The organism is Streptomyces cinnamoneus (assembly GCF_014650495.1).
In the GTDB taxonomy this organism is placed as follows: Bacteria; Actinomycetota; Actinomycetes; order Streptomycetales; family Streptomycetaceae; genus Streptomyces; species Streptomyces cinnamoneus.
Map to the genome: position 1 here is coordinate 121226 of NZ_BMVB01000013.1, position 18025 is coordinate 139250.

Below are 18025 nucleotides of genomic sequence, written 5' to 3' on the forward strand. Positions count from 1 at the left end.
TAGCGTCGCATATCCCGGGCCCCTGCCGGACCGCCCGGTTCCGCGGCGGCCGGGCCACCAGCGCGTCGCGGTTCAGTACCCGGTGGCCAGCTCCAGCACGGCGAGCGGGTGCGGCGGCACGTCCGGACTCTCCCCGTCGCCCGCCGCCAGCCGGACGTGTGCCTCGCGCGCGGCCTGTACGGCCTCCGGCCAGCCGTGGTGCCCCAGGTAGGCCGAGGACGGCGCGTCCGCCCCGACCTGGTGCATGATCCGCAGGACACGCAGCACGACGACGTCGACGAGCGCGGCCTCGCCCGAGTCGCGGAAGACGGTGCCGACGTACTTCTCGGCCGACCAGTTGTCCAGCCAGGTGTCCTCGACCAGGCGGTAGACGGCGTCGGTCACGTCCCCGTACCCCTCGCGGCCCGCGAGCCAGCACTCCTGCTGGAAGACGGGATCCGAGAGCATGTGCAGCGCGGAGCGCACGTTCGCGCGCCAGCGCCACCACGGCATGTCATTGAGCGGCATACCGTCCATGGTGGTCGAGCGGCGGCCGCGACGGGAAGACTTCTCTGAACCCTGCACAACAATCGATCGTACGTTCCCGCCGCGCCCCGCGGTCCGCCACCCCGGCCGCTCCCGGTGTTCACCCCGGCGTCACCCTTCGTTGCGACGTGATCACTCGGCCGTTACCTGCCGGGCGGCAGGCTTCCGGCCATGACCGGACGGCGCCGCCTGCTCCCCCGCCCGCTCCTGCGCACCGCCATGGCCGCGGTGTGCGCCACAGCGGTGGGAGCGGCACTGTTCACCGGCTGCAGTGGTGGGCTCCCGGGGGCCCGGGGGGACTCCCGGGAACCCATCACCGTCATGACGTGGGCCCCCGAGGGCACCCAGGCCACCAACATGGCCGGCATGCCCGCCATGGCCACCGCCTACGCCCGCTGGGTCAACGCGAGCGGCGGCATCCACGGCCGCAGGCTGAAGGTGCTCACCTGCAACGAGCGCAACGACACGGTCGCCGCCGCGGGCTGCGCGCAGCGGGCGGTGGAGGCGGGGGCCGTCGCGGTCGTCGGCTCCTACAGCCAGCACGGGCGCTCGATGATGTCGCCGCTGGAGGCGTCGGGGACGCCGTTCATCGGCGGCTACGGGATCACGAACGAGGAGTTCACCAGCCCGCTGTCGTACCCCGTCAACGGCGGCCAGGCGACCCTGCTCGCCGGCAACGGCCGGCAGCTGGCCGGGGTGTGCCGGCGCGTCGCGCTCGTCCGGCCGGACACGATCGCCGGCGACCAGTTACCGGCGCTGCTCGACGCGGGCCTCACCGCGGGCGGCCGGCCGCGGGCCGCCGACGTCCGGGCGCCGGAGGACGCGACGGACTACACGCGGCACAGCGCCGCCGCCCTGGAGAGCGCGGGCACCGAGGACGGCGCCTGCGTCACCGCGGCGCTCGGGGAGCGCACGAACACCTTCTTCGACTCCTTCCGGCGGCTGCGCGAGACCGGGCGGGGGACCGGGGTGCGCATCGCCGCCGTGCTGGGCAGCGTCCAGCAGTCGCTGGTGGACAGCACGGGCGGCGCGAGCAGCCCACTGGAGGGCGCGTACGCGACCGGCTGGTACCCCGCCGCGGACGACGGCCGGTGGGCCCCGATGCGGAAGGTCATCCAGGAGCACGCCTTCGGCGACAACCGCGTCAGCCCCACGGACCCCGGAGTCCAGACGACGTGGCTCGCGTACACGGTGCTGCGGTCGGTGCTGACGTCCCTGGACGCGGACGACATCAGCGCCGCGTCGGTGCACCACGCCCTGGACGACGGCCACCAGGTCGACACGGGCGGCCTGACGCCGCCCCTGCGCTGGCGGCAACAGGACCTGCTGGCCGTCCGCGACTACCCGCGCGTGGTCAACGCGGACGTCACCTACCAGGTCGTCCGGGGCGGCCGCCTGGTCGCGGACCGCAGCGGCTTCGTCAACGTGGCGCGGACGCTGGAGGAGCAGAGCAAGGGGTGACCCCAGCCGCGCCGCCGGGCAGCGCTCGTCCGTGCCACGTCGTCCGCCCTCGTCACAGCTGGGTCCACTCGTGCTGCGTCAGGCCGTACTTCTTCGCGATCGGGTTCCACAGGTCGGCCGCCTTCTTCTTGGCGGCCGTCGCGTCGCCGCTGGCGCGGTCGCCGGCGGCGCTGTCGGCCGTGGGGCGGGCGTGGCCCTTCACACAGCCCTTCTTGCCCTCCACCTGACGGGCCCACGCCGCGTAGTGGCTGTCCGCCGACGCGGACGACTTCCACGCCTTCGACAGCTGGCCCGTCAGCTCCGCGTGCTGGGGCAACCGGTCCGTGGCCGTCTGTTCGAGGCGCGTCACCAGGCCGTTGCGCTGGCCCGCGGCGGCGTCGAGGTCGGCGGCCGACTTGCCGAGGTCCTTGCAGCTCCGGGTGGAGTCCACCGCCTTGATGACGGAGTCGCGGCTGTTGTTGCTGTCCTTCAGCAACGCGTCCAGCGCCTTCGCCTGGGCCTCGGCCGGGTCGGCCGACTTCTCCGGGGCCTTGGGGGTGGGGCCGGCCGTCGCCTCGCCCTTGGGCGCGGCGGTGGGCGACGTGCTGGCGACGGCGGCCTTCTGCGGCTCGCTCTTGTCGTCGTCCCCGCCGCTGAGCAGCGCGCCCGCGCCGAGCCCGGCGACGGCACAGCCCGCGACGACCGCGGCGATCAGCACGGCCGGCGACTTCTTGCGCCCCGGCGGGCGCGGCGCGTCGTTCCGCGGGCCCTGGGGGCCGCGCGGACCCTGCGGCCCGTTCGGGGGCACGCCCGGGAGCCCGTACGAGGCGTTGGCGGCCGGCTGCTGCGGCTGGGGGCGCGGCGGGAACGGCGCGGGCCCGCCGGCCGGCGGAACGGGCGGCAGCTGCTGCGTCGGGGTGGCGGCCCGGAAGAGCGTGTCGAACTCGGCGGGCGGCGGCCGGTCGCCCGCCGGTGCCATCACCGTGAAGGGCGTGGCCGGCCCGGAACCCGTCACAGGCGGGGCCGGAGCGGCGCCCCCGGCCGGGCCCTCGGACGTACGGTCCGGCGCGGCGTGCCGGGCATGGGCACCGCCGCCCGTCGACGGGGTGACCGCGGTCGCCTCGGCGTCGGCGGGACGCGCACCCGCGGGACCACCGTGCGCGCCGCCCGTCGGCGGCACGGCGGGAGGCCCCTGCGGGGCGAAGCCGGCAGGCGGCAACTGGGGCGAGCCGGGGACCGGGGGCATCAGGGCCGTGGCCTCGGCATCGGAGCCACGGCCCGCACCGGCACCCGGCGCGAAGGGCGGCATACCCCCACCCACGGGCGAAATCAGAGCAGTCGCCTCAGCATCGGAGCCACGCCCCGCACCGGCACCCGGCGCATAAGGCGGCATACCGCCGCCCGGACCACCCACCGGAGGAATCAGAGCAGTCGCCTCAGCATCCGAACCACGCCCCGCACCACCACCCGGCACGAAGGGCGGCATACCCCCACCCACGGGCGGAATCAGGGCAGTCGCCTCCGCATCGGGGCCACGTCCGGCACCCGGCGGGAACGGCGGGACGCCGCCCGCGCCGCCGCCGACCGGCGGCATCAGGGCAGTCGCCTCCGCATCGGGGCCACGTCCGGCACCCGGCGGGAACGGCGGGACGCCGCCCGCGCCGCCGCCGACCGGCGGCATCAGGGCCGTGGCCTCGGCGTCCGGAGAACGGTGCGGTAGGGCGCCGCCCCGCTGCGGCGGGAGCAACTGCGTGGCTTCTGCAGCGGATTCGGGGACGCCGCGACCGTACGTGCCGGGCGGCTCGTCGGCCGCCTCCCGTATCTCCCGTATCTCGTACACGTCCCGTCCGGCGGGCGGACCGCCGTCGCCGCTCACCGGCGGCAGGTACTGCGTGGACGCCTCGGGCACGGGCGGGGCCGCGTACGGCGGGGGCGGCAGCGGGGCACCCGGCATGGGGGCGGCGCCCAGCGGCGGGAGGTACTGCGTGGCGTCGGAGTCGCCCTGCGGGGTCTCCGGCGGCAGGGGGGCGCGATGTGCGCCGGGGCCCCAGGGGGCGCCCCCGTCGGGGGCGGGCCGTACTGGCGGCGCGGGCGGGGCCGCAGGAGGCTGCGGCTCGTTTCCCTGTCCGCTCTGCGTCACCGGGACTCCTCAGGCTGTAACGGGACTTGCGTAACCGGCGACTCACGCTACCGGTTCGCACAAGTGCGCGGCCGCACCGACCCGGCCGCTCCCGCCGCTCCGGATCCCGGCGGGAGGGTCCGGGGCGGGAGGGGAGGGCCCCGGCAGGGGGCGTGACGCGTTATTTGCGGCGACATGGGGGGCAACCGCACCAGGTGCGGTTGCCGTAAACAATGCAGCCCCCAGAGGGGTCCGTCCCCTCCCGACCCGGCCCCGCCCCACGACGGACGGACAGCCGGGGCCCCGGCCCGGACCGAGGCCCCAGCACCTTCTACGCCGCCTACGCCGCCTGCAGCTCCATCCGCGCCCCGAACTCCCGTACCACCGGCTCGTCCCGGTACGGCTCCAGGCGTTGCCGGAAGTCGTCCAGGTACTCCGCGCCCCGGTTCGAGCGCAGGGTGCCCAGCAGTTCCAGGGCCCTCGTGCCCGTCACACAGGCTTCCTCCACCTCGCGCTGCTGGACGTGGGCCGTGGCCAGCAGCAGCAGGTCGATGGCACGGCGGCGCACCCTGCCCGTCGGATGCGTGGTCAGCGCATCCTCCGCGTGCCGGCGTGCGGGCTCCGCCTGGCCCAGATCGCGGTGACAGTGCGCCAGCTCGTCCGAGAGGTAGGCCCGGTCGAAGTGGCGGATCCACGGCGGGTCGTCGCCGGAGTCCGGGCCGTTGTCGGCGGCGTCCAGGCGGGAGATCGCCCGGGAGGCGACCGTCTGGCAGGAGCGCGCGTCACCCAGCAGGGCGTGGCCGCGCGCCTCGGCGGCGTAGAACATCGCCTCCGCGCGCGGCGTGACGTGCCCGCGCGCGCCTTCCTGTGCGGCCTTGGCCAGCTGCGCGATCTCCCGCGGGTTGCCCAGGGACGCGGCGAGGTGGCTCATGCTGGCGGCCAGGACGTAGCCGCCGTAGCCGCGGTCACCGGCCGCCTGGGCGAGCCGCAGGGCCTGGATGTAGTAGCGCTGGGCGAGGCCGGGCTGACCGGTGTCGACGGCCATGTAGCCCGCCAGTTCCGTCAGCCGGGCGACCGCCGCGAACAGTTCGCGGCCGACCGCCTCCCGGTACGAGCCCGCCAGCAGCCCCGAGACGACGCTGTTGAGGTAGTGGACGACGACCGGGCGCACGTGGCCGCTGCCGTAGCGGTGGTCGAGCTCGACCAGCGCCTCGGTCGTGGCGCGCACCGCCTCGACGTCCGACGGACCGACGCGCGCCCCGGCGCTCCGCGCGACCTGCGCGTCCGCCGCGGTGATCAGCCAGTCGCGGCTCGGCTCGACCAGGGCCGAGGAGGCGACCGAGGTGCCGCTGAGGAAGTCCCGGCGGCCCACGTCGCTGCGCCACAGCTCGCAGACCTGCTCGATGGCCCCGAGGACCGTCGGGGAGAACTGCAGGCCCACGCCCGAGGCCAGGTTCTTGCCGTTGGCCATGCCGATCTCGTCGATGGTGACGGAGCGGCCCAGCTTGCGGCCGAGGGCCTCGGCGATGACGGCGGGGGCCCGCCCGCGCGGCTGCTGACCCCGCAGCCAGCGGGCCACGGACGTCTTGTCGTACCGCAGGTCCAGACCGTGCTCGGCGCCGCACATGTTGACCCTGCGCGCCAACCCGGCGTTGGAGCAGCCGGCTTCCTGAATCAGCGCTTGCAGCCGTTCGTTCGGCTGCCGCGCAACGAGTGGCCGTGCGGCCATGACGTAACCCCCTGAGACGCTATGCGTTCGCGATGAGCTCCGCTGGGTGCGGAGGAGCCGGTACAGCGGTGAACGCTCTCTCCTTCGATCTTTGCCCCCCTGATATCCGGAGAATGCAGGACTTGCCGGTATTCGCATCGATCGCGGCAATGTCCTGGGTCAGCACGGTGCGCCCAGGTGGCTACCCCTTCGTTGCGGCGAACTTTCGCCTGCGCCCCCGTACATGCATCCGTGCGCCCCACGTGCTGTTACCGGCAGTTGCAACATGCCTGTGCCCAAGCCGTAACCCCTGGTGACAAGGGGAGTTGTGTTGAGCGTGGAAGAGACCATCGGAGTAGGAGCCCCGCACATCCCCCAGCAACGCGGCGAGCGCGTGCTCGATGCGGCGGCGAGATACGCGGAGGACCGTCACTGGGACGTATTCGCCGGTACGTGGCTGGAGGCCGTGGACGGGCGGGAGCGCTGCTCGTGCGGCGATCTCGACTGCCCCGCACCGGGCGCCCATCCGGCCCGGCCCGACTGGGCGACCCAGGCCACGGGGAGCGCGTCCACGGCGCGCCGCATGTGGGCGAAGCAGCCCCGCGCCTCGATCCTGCTGCCGACGGGCCGTACGTTCGACGCCCTCGACGTCTCCGAGTCCGCCGGCTTCCTCGCGCTGGCCCGCATGGAGCGCATGGAGATCCAGCTGGGGCCGATCACGTGCACGCCCTTCCGGCGGATGCAGTTCTTCGTGCTGCCCGGCGGAGCCCTGAAGGTCGCCGACCAGGCCCGCAAGCTCGGCTGGTCGCCCTCCACGCTCGACCTCGTCGCCCGCGGCGAGGGTGACTACGTCGTCGCGCCCCCCACCCGCATCGGCAATCGCGGGCCGGTGCAGTGGGCCCGTCAGCCCACGGCCGCCAACCGCTGGCTGCCGGACGCGGAGGAGCTGGTCAGCGCCCTGGCCTACGCCTGTGGGCGGGAAGCCGCCCTCTCCCGCGGCCGCTGAGCCGGGGGGCCTTCCTCGCACGGAACTCCTGACAAATCTCACTGCCCGCCCTCTTGGACCGCCCCTACCGTGGAGCAGGAGGGCGGGGCGTTTCCGGCTCCCCCAGCACCATCTTCACGGGGAAAAGGACGAGCACAGTGGGACAGGACGTCATACCCGCGGTCCGCATCGAGGGACTGTGGAAGCGCTTCGGCGAGCAGGCGGCGGTGGCCGGTATCGATCTGGAGATACCGGCGGGGCAGTTCATCGGCCTGGTCGGCCCGAACGGCGCCGGCAAGACGACCACCCTCTCCATGGTCACCGGCCTGCTGCGGCCCGACTCCGGCCGCGTCGAGATCGGCGGCCACGACGTCTGGCAGGACCCGGCCGCCGTCAAGGCGCGCATCGGTGTCCTGCCCGAGGGCCTGCGGATGTTCGAGCGGCTCTCCGGGCGCGAGCTCCTCGCCTGCACCGGGCGCCTGCGCGGCCTGCCCGGCGACGAGGTCGACAAGCGCGCCACCCAGCTGCTGGACGTCCTCGACCTCGCCGGCTCGCAGCACAAGCTGGTCATCGACTACTCCACCGGCATGCGCAAGAAGATCGGCCTGGCCGCCGCGCTGCTCCACAATCCCGAAGTCCTCTTCCTGGACGAGCCGTTCGAGGGCGTCGACCCCGTCTCCGCCCAGACCATCCGCAAGGTGCTGGAGCGCTACACCGCCTCCGGTGCCACGGTCGTCTTCTCCAGCCACGTCATGGAGCTGGTGGAGTCCCTCTGTTCCTGGGTGGCCGTGCTGGCCGCCGGCCGCATCCGGGCCCACGGCCCGCTCGCCGAGGTGCGGGGCGAGGCGCCCACCCTGCAGGATGCGTTCCTCTCGCTGGTCGGCGGGCGCGCGGGCGCGGAGGGCGAGAACCTCGACTGGCTGGGCGGTGCCCGATGAGCGCCCCCGCACTCCCCTCACTCCCCTCACTGCTCGGCACGTTCGCGCACCTGAAGCTGTCGCTCCTGCGTAACGGCCTGCGCCAGTCCTCGGGCCGCAAGGCCGTCTACATCACCTCCCTCGTCCTCACCGCGCTCTTCGCGGCGCTGGAGCTCATCGGCCTGATCGCCCTGCGCGGCAACGAGCACGCCGCGGCCCTGACCGTGCCGCTGGCGGTCCTGCTGGCGCTCGGCTGGGCGTTCGTCCCGCTGTTCTTCCCCGGCGGGGACGAGACCCTGGACGCGTCCAAGCTGGTGATGCTGCCCCTGCGTCCCACCCCGCTGGTGGCGGCCCTGATGACGGCCTCGCTGATCGGCATCGGCCCCGCCTTCACGCTGATCCTCTTCGTCGGCTCGGTGATCGCGACCGCGCACGGCGTCGCCGCGGCCGTCATCGGGGTGTTCGGCGCGGCCCTGGCGCTGCTGCTCTGCCTGGCGCTGGCCCGGGCCGTCGCCACCGCCAACGCCCGGCTCCTGACCAGCCGCAAGGGCCGTGAAATGGCCCTGCTCAGCGGCCTGATCATCGCCGTCGGCCTGCAGTTCGTGAACCTCGGCATGGCCAAGCTGAACACCCTCCACCTCGCCCGGCTGGAGCCGCTCGCCGACATCCTGCGCTGGGTGCCGCCGGGCTCCGCGCTGGACGCCGTCCGGGCCGCCGGCGAGGGCTCCTACGGGCTGGCCGCGGGTGAACTCGCCCTGTCCGCCGCGGTGCTGGCCGCCGTGCTGTGGTGGTGGCAGCGCAGCCTCGCCGCGGTGATGGTCTCGGCGGACGCCTCCACCGTCTCCCCCGACGCGTCGCGCAAGGACGCCGGCCGGGCGGCGGACAAGGGCGCCGGTCTGGCGGGCCTGCTGCCCGCCGGGCGCACGGGCGCGGTCATGCTGCGCTCGCTGCGCTACCTGAGCCGCGACCCCAAGACCCGGATGGCGTGGGTCTCCGCGCTGGTCATCGGTCTGATCGTGCCGGCGGTCAACGCCGCCCAGGGCAACGGCAGCATCTACTTCGCGTTCTTCGCGACGACGGTCCTCGGCATGCACAACTACAACCAGTTCGGCCAGGACGGTTCGGCGTTCTGGATGGTGCTGCAGACGATCTCCTCGCCGCGCGACGCCTACGCCGAGCTGCGCTCCCGCGCCCTGGCCGTTGCGCTGATCGCCGTGCCGTACACGACGCTGGTCGTCATCGTCTCGGCCGCGATCACGGACAACTGGCGGGACATGCCCATGGTGTGGGGTCTGTGCCTGGCGCTGGTGGGTGCCCTCTTCGCGACGGCCGCCACGACGTCGGTGCGCTTTCCCTACTCCATCCCCCAGGAAGGGGCCTTCAAGAACGTCGCCCCCGGCCAGAACGGCATCGCCTGGGGCGGCATGCTGCTCGGCGCGCTGGTGAGCGCGGCGCTGTGCACCCCGCTCATCGTGGCGGCCGTCTGGCTGCACTCGGCCGGCGCGACGGGCCTGTTGTGGGCGCTGGTGCCGGCCGGTGCCGGGTACGGGCTGCTGATCGCCTGGGCGGGGCTGCGGTTCGCGGCCCCGCGGGTGGCCGGCCGGCTGCCGGAGATCCTGGCGGCGGTGAGCAAGGGCTGACGGCGGCGCCCGTCAGCCGTCGGTGGCCCGCTCCACGTAGCCGTCGGGGCGGACGAGCAGGGTCGTGGGGGCGGCGTCGGCACGGGTGACCGTGGTGACGCCGCCCTCCTTCCCGTCCGCCTTGCCCGCGTCCGCGCCCCGCGGCAGGACCCGTACGTACGTGCCGGCGCGCAGCGCCTCGTAGAGGCGGTCCGGGCCGTCGGCGGTCTCGGCCAGCGGCAGGTCGGGGGCGCGGCGGCCGACGAGGGGGTGGGCACCGGGCGGGGCCGGGTAGTGGATGCCGACGCCGGAGATGAACAGGGCGGCCCGGTCCAGCGCGAAGGGCGCGAGGGCGACCGCCCCGGCCAGGGCGTTGCGCAGGCCCCGGGTGACGGGCGTGGCGGCCAGGACCGACCGGACGATGGCTCCCGAGAGCCGCAGGACGGCCGTGCCGACGGGGTGGCGCTCGTCGTGGTAGCTGTCCAGGAGCCGGTCGTCACCGCGCTGCTGCAGGACGGCGGCCAGCTTCCAGCCGAGGTTGGCGGCGTCCTGGACACCGGTGTTGAGGCCGAGGCCGCCGGCGGGCGAGTGGCAGTGGGCGGCGTCGCCCGCGAGGAGGACGCGGCCGTCGCGGTAGCGCGGCACCTGGCGTTCGTCGCTGTGGAAGCGCGAGGTCCAGCGGGGCTCGCGCATGCCGAAGTCCGTGCCGAACGCGGCGCGGGTGACCGCGCGCAGGCTGTCGAAGTCGACGGGGGCCCCGGAGGGCAGGTCGCTGCCCCGCTCCCAGGCGATGACGCGGTACCAGCCGTCCCCGAAGGGGGCGATGAAGGCGAAGCCCCCGGCGACGCCGTTGAACGCGGGCACGTCCTTGGGGGGCACGTCCAGGCGGACGTCGGCGAGCATCACGGACCGCAGGACGGACTTCCCGGGGAAGGGCATCCCGAGGGCCGTGCGGACGGCGCTGTGCACCCCGTCCGCGCCGACGACGTAGCGGCCGCGCACGGTGGCGGACGCGCCGTCCCCGGCGGGCTCGACGTCGACGTCGACGCCCTCGGCGTCCTGGCGCAGCCCGGTCACCCGGGCGCCGCGCCGGATCTCGGCGCCGTGCGCCAGGGCGCGCTCCTCCAGCAGCCGCTCGATCTCGTACTGCGGGGTGATGAGCACGCCGGGGAAACGGGAGTCGAGCCGGTTCAGCTCGATCCAGGTGCGGCCGAAGAGCCGCAGCCGGCCCAGGAAGGTGCCGGTGGCGATGAGTTGCTCGGCGAGGCCCCGCGCGTCGAGCACCTCCAGGGTGCGGGCGTGGATGGCGAAGGCCCGGGTGAGGTTGGACTCCTGCGCGCGCTTCTCCAGGACGGTGACGCGCACGCCGGAGGCGGCGAGATCACCGGCCAGCAGCAGCCCGGTGGGACCGGCTCCGACGACCAGGACGTCCGCGGTGGGTTCGGTGCGTGGGGACATGACGGCTCCCGGTGGATGGCGGCGGCATGGCTGCGCATCGTGCGCAGGGCGTGGACTGCGCCTCATTGCCAGTGCACACCCGGCACCCCGGCTATGTCAACGGGTGTTGAATTAATCCGGGCGCGCCCCGGCAGGGACGCCCCTCACGCCGGTACGGCGGCCTCCAGAAAGGGCTCGGCGACGCGCCGCCAGCCGGCGGGCTGGTCGTAATGGGCGAGGTGCCCGGCGTCGGGGATCTCGGCGTAGCGGCCGCGGGGCAGGACGCGGACCATCTCCTGGGCCTCGGCGCGGCCCAGCGCGCCGTCCAGCCCGCGGACGACCAGCGCCGGGCACTCCACCTGCGCCAGCTCCTCCCAGTGCGCGTCGTGGGCGTAGCCCTCGCGGGCCTGGAGCATCTGGCGGCGGAAGAACAGCGGGCGCCAGCCGTCGGCGCGCTCGGACATCACCTCGGCGTAGAAGTCGCCCCGGGCCGGGGCGGGCCGCTCCAGGGTGGGGTCGTCCTCCCCGAACCACTTGCGGACGTCGGCGAGCGTCGCGAACGGCACCGGCCAGGACCTCAGCCACTCGCTCCACTGGCGCTGGGTGGCTGCGCCCAGGGCGGAGGCGCGCATGTCGCAGATGACCAGGGCGCGGACGAGGTCGGGGCGGCGGGCGGCCAGCTGCCAGGCGGTGAGGGCGCCCATGGCGTGGCCGATGAGGGTGACGGGGGCCAGGCCGAGCTGCTCGACGGTGGCCTCGGCGTCGGCGACGTACGCCTCGCGGGCGTAGGGGCCGCTGACGGGCTTGTCGCTGCGGCCGTGGCCGCGCTGGTCGAGGGCGATGGTGCGGTACCGCGTGGACAGCCAACGGGCCGTGTCGGCCCAGTGCGCGGCCCGGCCCAGCAGGCCGTGCAGGAGCAGCACCCCGCCTCCCCCCGCCTTCGGCGGTTCGGCGAACTCCCAGGCGGCAAGCCGCACTCCGCCGCTTCCGGTCACTTCGATACGCCGGACCATGAGCTCTGACACCCCCTCGTCTCCCCCGAGCAGCTCCACCTTATGGAACTTCCATTCGAATGAACCGTGGTCGTGCGCAACACCCCTCGTTCGAGTGACCGGACGGAAGGGTTGACCGTCTGCGCCCCGGGGAGAAATCGACCTGGGCGCGGGCCGTTCGGGGAAGAAGGCCCGCGAGGCGCACCCTGGGAGCTCGGGGCTCCGGGGCGCCGCGGGGGAGAACGGGGAGGTGGGGCCCCGGCAGTCCGCGAGGGCGCCGGGGCCCTTTCGCCGTGGTGCGGCCCCCCGCTGGCCTCATCCGATCCCCTCCCCGGTCGGCGGCGCGCGCATATGCGTTCAGCACTCAGCGCCAGCGTCGCACGGCTCGGGCCCGCCCGCGCCGATTCCGCCGCGGCTCGGCAGCTTTACGTAACGCGGTATACGTACCCGGCGCGGCCGGCGCCTGCGAGGCGTCGAGGCCGGTCAGCGCTTGGCGACGAAGACGTGGGAGGCGATGTCCGACGCCAGCTCGGCGGCCTCGCCACTGCTGCCCACCATCACCCCACCGGGCGACTCCGTCACGCTGACCACGGCGCCGGGCTGCACACCGGCGCGCCGCAGCGTGTACATGAGCTGGGCGTCCGTCTGGATGGGCTCGCCGATGCGGCGCACGACCACGGTCTTGCCCTCCGTGCCCGGCTCCAGGTCCATCAGGCTGACCATGCCGGCGTTGAGGAAGGGGTCCGACTCGGACTTCTCGCCCAGCTCCTCCAGGCCCGGGATCGGGTTGCCGTACGGCGACTCGGTCGGGTGGCGCAGCAGCTCCAGCACGCGCCGCTCGACGGCCTCGCTCATCACGTGCTCCCAGCGGCACGCCTCGGCGTGCACCTGCTCCCACTCCAGGCCGATCACGTCGACCAGGAGGCACTCCGCGAGGCGGTGCTTGCGCATCACGCGCGTGGCCAGCCGGCGGCCCTCCTCCGTCAGCTCCAGGTGCCGGTCGCCGGCGACGGACACCAGGCCGTCGCGCTCCATGCGGGCCACCGTCTGGCTCACCGTCGGGCCGCTCTGGTCGAGCCGCTCCGCGATGCGGGCACGCATGGGAACCACACCTTCCTCTTCCAGCTCCAGGATGGTGCGGAGATACATCTCCGTGGTGTCGATCAGTCCGGACATGCCGTGCCCCTCGAAATAAGTCGTGCGCTGGCCCTGGACTCAATTCTGACGCATACCACCGACAACGGGGCCGCCACGCCCCTGACGGCCCCCGCCGTATTGACAGCGCCGCCATCGGGGCCGCAACGTGATCGGCGCCGCGGGACAATGCGCCGGACGGCCGCATTCCCCCACGGCCCCGCCGCACCGAGCCGACGACGCACCCGAGGAGCCCCGCAGCGATGAGCGAGAACAAGCCTGCCGGCCAGTTCTTCGACGCCGCGATCGCCCTGCTGCGGCGGGTGCGCGACGAGGAGGGCGAGCGCATCGCCGCCGCCGGAGTCCTGATCGCCGACACCGTGGCGGCCGGCGGCCGGCTCTTCGTCTTCGGCGCCGGCCACTCCTCGCTGCCCGCCCAGGACGTCGTCTACCGGGCCGGCGGCCTGGCCCTGATGAACCTGCTCGCCGTGCCGGGCACGGTCGGCGTCGACATCATGCCCGCCACACTGGGCAGCGCCCTGGAGCGCGTGGACGGCCTCGCCGGCGCGGTCCTGGACACCAGCCCGGCACAGCGCGGCGACGTCCTGATCGTCATCTCCCTCTCCGGGCGCAACTCCCTGCCCGTCGAGATGGCGCTCAACGCCCGCGCGCTGGGGCTGAAGGTAATCGGCGTCACCTCGCTCGCCTACGCCGGGGAGACGAAGTCGCGGCACGCGTCCGGGACGTTCCTGAAGGACCACTGCGACCTCGTCCTCGACAGCAAGATCGCGACCGGGGACGCGGAGCTGTCCGCCGAGGGCATCGCGGCGCCGTTCGGCCCGGCCTCCACGGTCGTCACCAGCGCCGTGATGCAGGCGGTCGTCGCCTCCGCGGCCACCGAGCTCGCGGCGCGCGGCATCGACCCGCCGATGCTGCGCTCCGGCAACGTCGACGGGGGCCACGAGTGGAACGGCCGCCTGCTGGACGAGTACGGGGACCGCATCTTCTTCCGCCACTAGGCGGGCCCGGCCCCGCCACTAGGCGGGCCCGGCGCCGGCCCATTTCCCGTCCCCGGGCGGGGCGGCGGTTGCGGACACGGCCTATCGGGCCACCGTCACCGCCAGGTCGATCGCGGCCGCGACGCGGGTCGCGATGTCCTCCGCGTAGACGGCGTCCGCCCGGTCGAACGGGCGTCGTGCCGCGCCGCGCAGGAACGTCACCACCCCGACCGTCCGGCCGCGGCTGCGGAGCGCCGTCGCCAGGGCGTGCCGCGTGCCGTCCGGCCACTTGCGGGCCGCCGCCCAGCCGTCCGAACGGTCCGTGGCCGCCCGGACCGAGCCGCAGCGCTCGACCGCCTGCAGGGCCGGGTGCCCGGCCGCGTACGGCACGGGGACGCCGGCCCCGGCCGGGGCCGCCGCCCCGGGGGCGCCGGCGGGCGTGCTCGCGGCCCGGGTCAGCCGGACGGGCGGCTCGGGGACCGGCTCGGGCTCGGGCAGCGTGTCGACGAGGGCGTGGTCGGCGAAGCCCGCGAGCGCGAACTCCAGGTAGAGCGCCGCCGCCTCCATCGGGTCCTCGCACTCCGCAACAGCCCGCCCCGCCCGGTGCAGCTGACTGCCGCGGAAGCGCAGCCGCGCGCTCTCCTGCTCCGCCAGCCGCGCCTTCGTCACGTCCGTGAAGAGCCAGGCCACCCCCAGCGGCACGGGTTCCTCCACCAGGGGCGTGGCCAGCCGCAGGAAGCCACTGCGCCAGCAGCGCCGCTCGGGCAGCGCGACGCCGGTGCCCTGGTCCCGCACGGTCACCCACAGCTCGGTGGGCGCGGGCGGCGCGCCGGCCGCCAGCACGTGCTGCAGTGCGCCTTCCAGTTCCTCCACGCCCTGGTCCAGCAGCTCGCCCAGCGGCCGCCCGAGCAGCGCCGTACGGCTCGTCCGCAGGGCCCGTGCGGCGTGCGCGTTGGCCAGGGCGGGCCGCAGGTCCGCGTCGACGAGGACCACGCCCCACGACGCCTCGCCGAACAGCGCCTCGCTGAGCGCGACCGACCGTTCCAGGTCGATCTGGGTGTGCACCTCGCTGAAGGCGCAGTACACCCCGGCCGGGCTGCCGTCGCCGCCCGGCACGGCCGACGACTGGATGCGCACGAGTACCCGCCCGCCGGCCTTGGTGAGCAGCGCGAACTCGTCCACCTGGCGCCCCGGCGCCTTCATCGCGCCCAGCAGCCGGGCGGTGACCTCCGCCGCGTCCGCCTCGCGCAGGGCCCAGCCGGCCAGGCCGTGCCGCCCGACGGCCTCCTCCGCGGACCAGCCGAGTATCCGCTCGGCCTCGCGGTTCCAGTGGGTGACGGTGCCGTCGGCGTCGAACGCGCAGAGCGCGGCGTCCATGCCGTCGAGGAGGGCCGCGAGGAGGTCGTGGTCGTCTCTGTCCGCCGCCTCGTGACGGGCGGCGCCGGACTGGTGTGGAACGGTCACGGGGTACCCCCTGCTGGACGCCTGTGCGTGGTCCGCATGCCCTGCATGTCCTGCACGAGCGGCATTCAACTCGACCCCGGCGCGGACCACACCGTCTTCCGCGAAATCGAGCCCCCGGAAATTCGCTTGTCGCCGCCGGAGGCGGTTCCTAGGCTGGGGCGTACACGAGAAGGGAGGTGGTTCGGGACATGATTTCTTTCCGGACGCGTGAGGTGACTGCGGGCTGACGCCCGTCGTCGCGCACAGCGCAGCGCCGGCGGGAGTGCCGGCCAATCCCAGGCAGTCACCCGATCCGTGGGCCGCCGAGTCGTCCGCTCGGCACCCTGCGCCGCTTGTGCGGCGCGGGGTAGCAGGCCCACGGATCGTCTGCGTCAGCGCCTTCCGGGGCTCCGCCCCGGACGCCGGTCAGGGGCACCGGACGGGCTGATTTCCCCTCTCGTCACGGGCTCGTCATGGCTCGTCATGGGCACAGACGCTCCACCCGCCAGCCGTCGCCCGTACGGACGTACCGCAGCCGGTCGTGCAGGCGGTTCTCCCGGCCCTGCCAGAACTCCACCGTCTCCGCCCTGACCCGGAAGCCGCCCCAGTGCGGCGGCACCGGCACGTGCTCGCCCTGCGGGTAGCGGGCCGTCATCCGTGCGTACGCCGCGTCGAGGTCGGCGCGGCAGGCGGCCACCGTCGACTGATCGCTCGCCCAGGCGCCGATCTGCGAACCGTACGGGCGGGAGCGGAAGTAGGCGGCGGTCTCCTCCCGGTCCACCCGCTCGGCGGTGCCGGTGACGACGACCTGCCGGGCGAGCGGGTACCAGGGGAAGAGCAGGGACACCGCGGGGTTGACGGCGATGTCCCGGGCCTTGCGGGAGCGGTAGTTGGTGTAGAAGACGAATCCGCGCGGGTCGTAGCCCTTGAGCAGGACGGTCCGGGAGCTGGGCCGGCCGGCGGCGTCAGCCGTGGAGAGCACCATCGCGTTGGGCTCGTGCAGCTCACCCGCGGCCGCTTCCCCGAACCAGCGGGCGAACTGCTCGTACGGGGTGGGGGCCATGCCCGGCTCGGACAGGCCCTCGAACTGGTAGTGGGCGCGCATGGCGGCCAGATCGTGCGCGAACTCGTACTTCTCGGAGTGGGACACGGCCACAATCTTGCAGGAGGGCGGCGGCCGGCGAAAAGACTTGATCAGCTTGTCTGCCCCGTGCGACACGCCGGTAATCCTGCTTCCGGCGAAAAGAGCGGTGTGCCGGACATCACCTTCCCCCGTGTGCGCCGGAGACCCCAGAATCACGAGGCGGACAGATGTGGCGTCCGCACCCCACCGGCTATCGTGTCCGGCCCCGGCACCCGAACCGTCCTTCTGCGGAGGCCGGGTGAAGTACCGGGTGAAGTACCGCCGCACGGGGCATGACCGGGTTGACCGGAACGGACCGCGAGCCGCGCACGCTGCCGCGTAACCGATCCGGCGCCCACGCCGGAAGCACCCTGCCCCGAGCACCCGCCTCAGCACTCTGGCCGCCCGGCCGGACCCGGAGACCCCGGACCCCGCCCGCGCGGCCGGCAGCCGCTTGTCGAACACATCACGAGGAGCCGCCTGATGTCCGACTTCGTCCCCGGACTCGAAGGAGTCGTCGCGTTCGAAACGGAGATCGCCGAACCCGACAAGGAAGGCGGTTCCCTCCGCTACCGAGGCGTCGACATCGAGGACCTGGTCGGCGACGTGTCCTTCGGGAACGTCTGGGGCCTGCTGGTCGACGGTTCCTTCAACCCCGGCCTGCCGCCGGCCGAGCCGTTCCCCATCCCCGTGCACTCCGGCGACATCCGCGTCGACGTCCAGTCCGCGCTGGCGATGCTCGCCCCGGTGTGGGGCCTGAAGCCGCTGCTGGACATCGACGAGGCCACCGCCCGCGACAACCTCGCGCGCGCCGCCGTCATGGCCCTGTCGTACGTCGCCCAGTCGGCCCGCGGCCAGGGCCTGCCGATGGTGCCGCAGAAGGAGATCGACAAGGCGGAGACCGTCGTCGAGCGCTTCATGAAGCGCTGGCGCGGCGAGCCCGACCCCAGGCACGTCAAGGCCGTCGACGCCTACTGGACCTCGGCCGCCGAGCACGGCATGAACGCCTCCACGTTCACCGCCCGCGTCATCGCCTCGACCGGCGCCGACGTGGCGGCCGCGCTGTCCGGTGCGGTCGGCGCCATGTCCGGCCCGCTGCACGGCGGCGCGCCCTCCCGCGTCCTCGGCATGATCGAGGAGATCGAGCGCACCGGCGACGCCGTCGCGTACGTCAAGGGCGCCCTCGACCGCGGCGAGCGCCTCATGGGCTTCGGCCACCGCGTCTACCGCGCCGAGGACCCGCGCGCCCGCGTGCTGCGCCGCACGGCCAAGGAGCTCGCCGCGCCGCGCTTCGAGGTCGCGGAGGCCCTGGAGAAGGCGGCGCTGGAGGAGCTCCACAACCGCCGTCCGGACCGGGTGCTGGCGACCAACGTCGAGTTCTGGGCGGCCATCGTCCTGGACTTCGCGGAGGTGCCCGCGCACATGTTCACGTCGATGTTCACGTGCGCCCGCACGGCGGGCTGGAGCGCCCACATCCTGGAGCAGAAGCGGACCGGCCGCCTCGTGCGTCCTTCGGCCCGCTACGTCGGCCCGGGCCCGCGCGACCCGCGCGAGGTGGAGGGCTACGCGGACATCGTGAGCTGAG

At 74.2% G+C, this 18025-nt stretch carries 14 protein-coding genes; 6 read left to right on the forward strand and 8 right to left on the reverse strand.

All coding sequences use genetic code 11. From position 1 onward, the window contains the following. Window positions 1-72: 72 nt before the first annotated feature. Window positions 73-516 carry an SCO4402 family protein gene (locus tag IE182_RS19835; protein ID WP_229844955.1) on the reverse strand — a complete coding sequence of 148 codons (444 nt, stop codon included), beginning with the start codon at window positions 514-516 and terminating at the stop codon, window positions 73-75. A gap of 180 nt (window positions 517-696) precedes the next feature. Here IE182_RS19835 and IE182_RS19840 point away from each other — a divergent pair, with 180 nt between their 5' ends. Then, complete coding sequence (locus IE182_RS19840; protein ID WP_190111220.1) at window positions 697-1986, forward strand: ABC transporter substrate-binding protein; 1290 nt, start codon at window positions 697-699, stop codon at window positions 1984-1986. Between the two features lie 52 nt (window positions 1987-2038). Here IE182_RS19840 and IE182_RS19845 read toward each other — a convergent pair whose 3' ends face one another. Both IE182_RS19845 and IE182_RS19850 read right to left on the reverse strand, forming a co-directional pair. Then, window positions 2039-3274: a hypothetical protein gene (locus IE182_RS19845; RefSeq protein ID WP_190111221.1), complete on the reverse strand. Its 1236-nt coding sequence runs from the start codon at window positions 3272-3274 to the stop codon at window positions 2039-2041. Window positions 3275-4424: 1150 nt separating this feature from the next. Then, window positions 4425-5813 (reverse strand): NsdA family TPR-like regulatory protein, encoded by a 1389-nt coding sequence (locus IE182_RS19850; protein ID WP_190111222.1) that lies wholly within the window; start codon window positions 5811-5813, stop codon window positions 4425-4427. A 316-nt stretch (window positions 5814-6129) separates the two neighbouring features. Here IE182_RS19850 and IE182_RS19855 point away from each other — a divergent pair, with 316 nt between their 5' ends. The 3 genes from IE182_RS19855 (at window position 6130) to IE182_RS19865 (ending at window position 9334) form a co-directional block, all read left to right on the forward strand. Continuing rightward, entirely contained in the window at window positions 6130-6798 is a 669-nt protein-coding gene (locus IE182_RS19855) for a bifunctional DNA primase/polymerase (RefSeq protein ID WP_190111223.1), read from the forward strand. Between the two features lie 137 nt (window positions 6799-6935). After that, the gene (locus IE182_RS19860; RefSeq protein ID WP_229844956.1) at window positions 6936-7715 is read left to right on the forward strand and encodes an ABC transporter ATP-binding protein; all 780 of its coding nucleotides are present in this window, start codon (window positions 6936-6938) and stop codon (window positions 7713-7715) included. Beyond that, on the forward strand, window positions 7712-9334 hold the full coding sequence (locus IE182_RS19865) for a transporter (RefSeq protein ID WP_190111224.1): 1623 nt from the start codon (window positions 7712-7714) through the stop codon (window positions 9332-9334). The genes IE182_RS19860 and IE182_RS19865 overlap by 4 nt, the downstream gene beginning before the upstream one ends. Before the next feature lie 12 nt (window positions 9335-9346). Here IE182_RS19865 and IE182_RS19870 read toward each other — a convergent pair whose 3' ends face one another. From IE182_RS19870 to IE182_RS19880, 3 genes are all read right to left on the reverse strand, one after another. After that, a complete protein-coding gene (locus IE182_RS19870) occupies window positions 9347-10771 on the reverse strand; it encodes an FAD-dependent monooxygenase (protein ID WP_190111225.1) in 1425 nt (474 codons plus the stop codon). A gap of 143 nt (window positions 10772-10914) precedes the next feature. Continuing rightward, window positions 10915-11763 carry an alpha/beta fold hydrolase gene (locus tag IE182_RS19875; RefSeq protein WP_190111257.1) on the reverse strand — a complete coding sequence of 283 codons (849 nt, stop codon included), beginning with the start codon at window positions 11761-11763 and terminating at the stop codon, window positions 10915-10917. Between the two features lie 462 nt (window positions 11764-12225). Next, entirely contained in the window at window positions 12226-12918 is a 693-nt protein-coding gene (locus IE182_RS19880) for an iron-dependent transcriptional repressor DtxR (protein ID WP_190111226.1), read from the reverse strand. Window positions 12919-13139: 221 nt separating this feature from the next. On the opposite strand from IE182_RS19880, the gene IE182_RS19885 reads away from it, so the two are divergent. Next, entirely contained in the window at window positions 13140-13895 is a 756-nt protein-coding gene (locus IE182_RS19885) for an SIS domain-containing protein (protein WP_190111227.1), read from the forward strand. 81 nt (window positions 13896-13976) lie between these two features. Here the strand turns inward: IE182_RS19885 and IE182_RS19890 are convergent, their stop codons facing one another. Continuing rightward, a complete protein-coding gene (locus IE182_RS19890) occupies window positions 13977-15338 on the reverse strand; it encodes a PAS domain-containing protein (RefSeq protein WP_229844957.1) in 1362 nt (453 codons plus the stop codon). A 460-nt stretch (window positions 15339-15798) separates the two neighbouring features. Beyond that, entirely contained in the window at window positions 15799-16467 is a 669-nt protein-coding gene (pdxH, locus tag IE182_RS19895; RefSeq protein ID WP_268249629.1) for a pyridoxamine 5'-phosphate oxidase, read from the reverse strand. Window positions 16468-16923: 456 nt separating this feature from the next. Here pdxH and IE182_RS19900 point away from each other — a divergent pair, with 456 nt between their 5' ends. Next, window positions 16924-18024 carry a citrate synthase 2 gene (locus IE182_RS19900; RefSeq protein ID WP_190111228.1) on the forward strand — a complete coding sequence of 367 codons (1101 nt, stop codon included), beginning with the start codon at window positions 16924-16926 and terminating at the stop codon, window positions 18022-18024. The last annotated feature ends 1 nt before the right edge of the window (window position 18025 follow it).

Excerpts from the sequence above, each read along its gene's own strand:
- IE182_RS19865 (WP_190111224.1), top strand. The coding sequence starts at position 7,712 with ATGAGCGCCCCCGCACTCCCCTCACTCCCCTCACTGCTCGGCACGTTC.
- IE182_RS19840 (WP_190111220.1), top strand. The coding sequence starts at position 697 with ATGACCGGACGGCGCCGCCTGCTCCCCCGCCCGCTCCTGCGCACCGCC.
- IE182_RS19845 (WP_190111221.1), bottom strand. The coding sequence starts at position 3,274 with ATGCCGCCCTTCGCGCCGGGTGCCGGTGCGGGCCGTGGCTCCGATGCC.
- IE182_RS19885 (WP_190111227.1), top strand. The coding sequence starts at position 13,140 with ATGAGCGAGAACAAGCCTGCCGGCCAGTTCTTCGACGCCGCGATCGCC.
- IE182_RS19875 (WP_190111257.1), bottom strand. The coding sequence starts at position 11,763 with ATGGTCCGGCGTATCGAAGTGACCGGAAGCGGCGGAGTGCGGCTTGCC.
- IE182_RS19880 (WP_190111226.1), bottom strand. The coding sequence starts at position 12,918 with ATGTCCGGACTGATCGACACCACGGAGATGTATCTCCGCACCATCCTG.
- IE182_RS19870 (WP_190111225.1), bottom strand. The coding sequence starts at position 10,771 with ATGTCCCCACGCACCGAACCCACCGCGGACGTCCTGGTCGTCGGAGCC.
- IE182_RS19835 (WP_229844955.1), bottom strand. The coding sequence starts at position 516 with ATGGACGGTATGCCGCTCAATGACATGCCGTGGTGGCGCTGGCGCGCG.
- IE182_RS19900 (WP_190111228.1), top strand. The coding sequence starts at position 16,924 with ATGTCCGACTTCGTCCCCGGACTCGAAGGAGTCGTCGCGTTCGAAACG.
- IE182_RS19850 (WP_190111222.1), bottom strand. The coding sequence starts at position 5,813 with ATGGCCGCACGGCCACTCGTTGCGCGGCAGCCGAACGAACGGCTGCAA.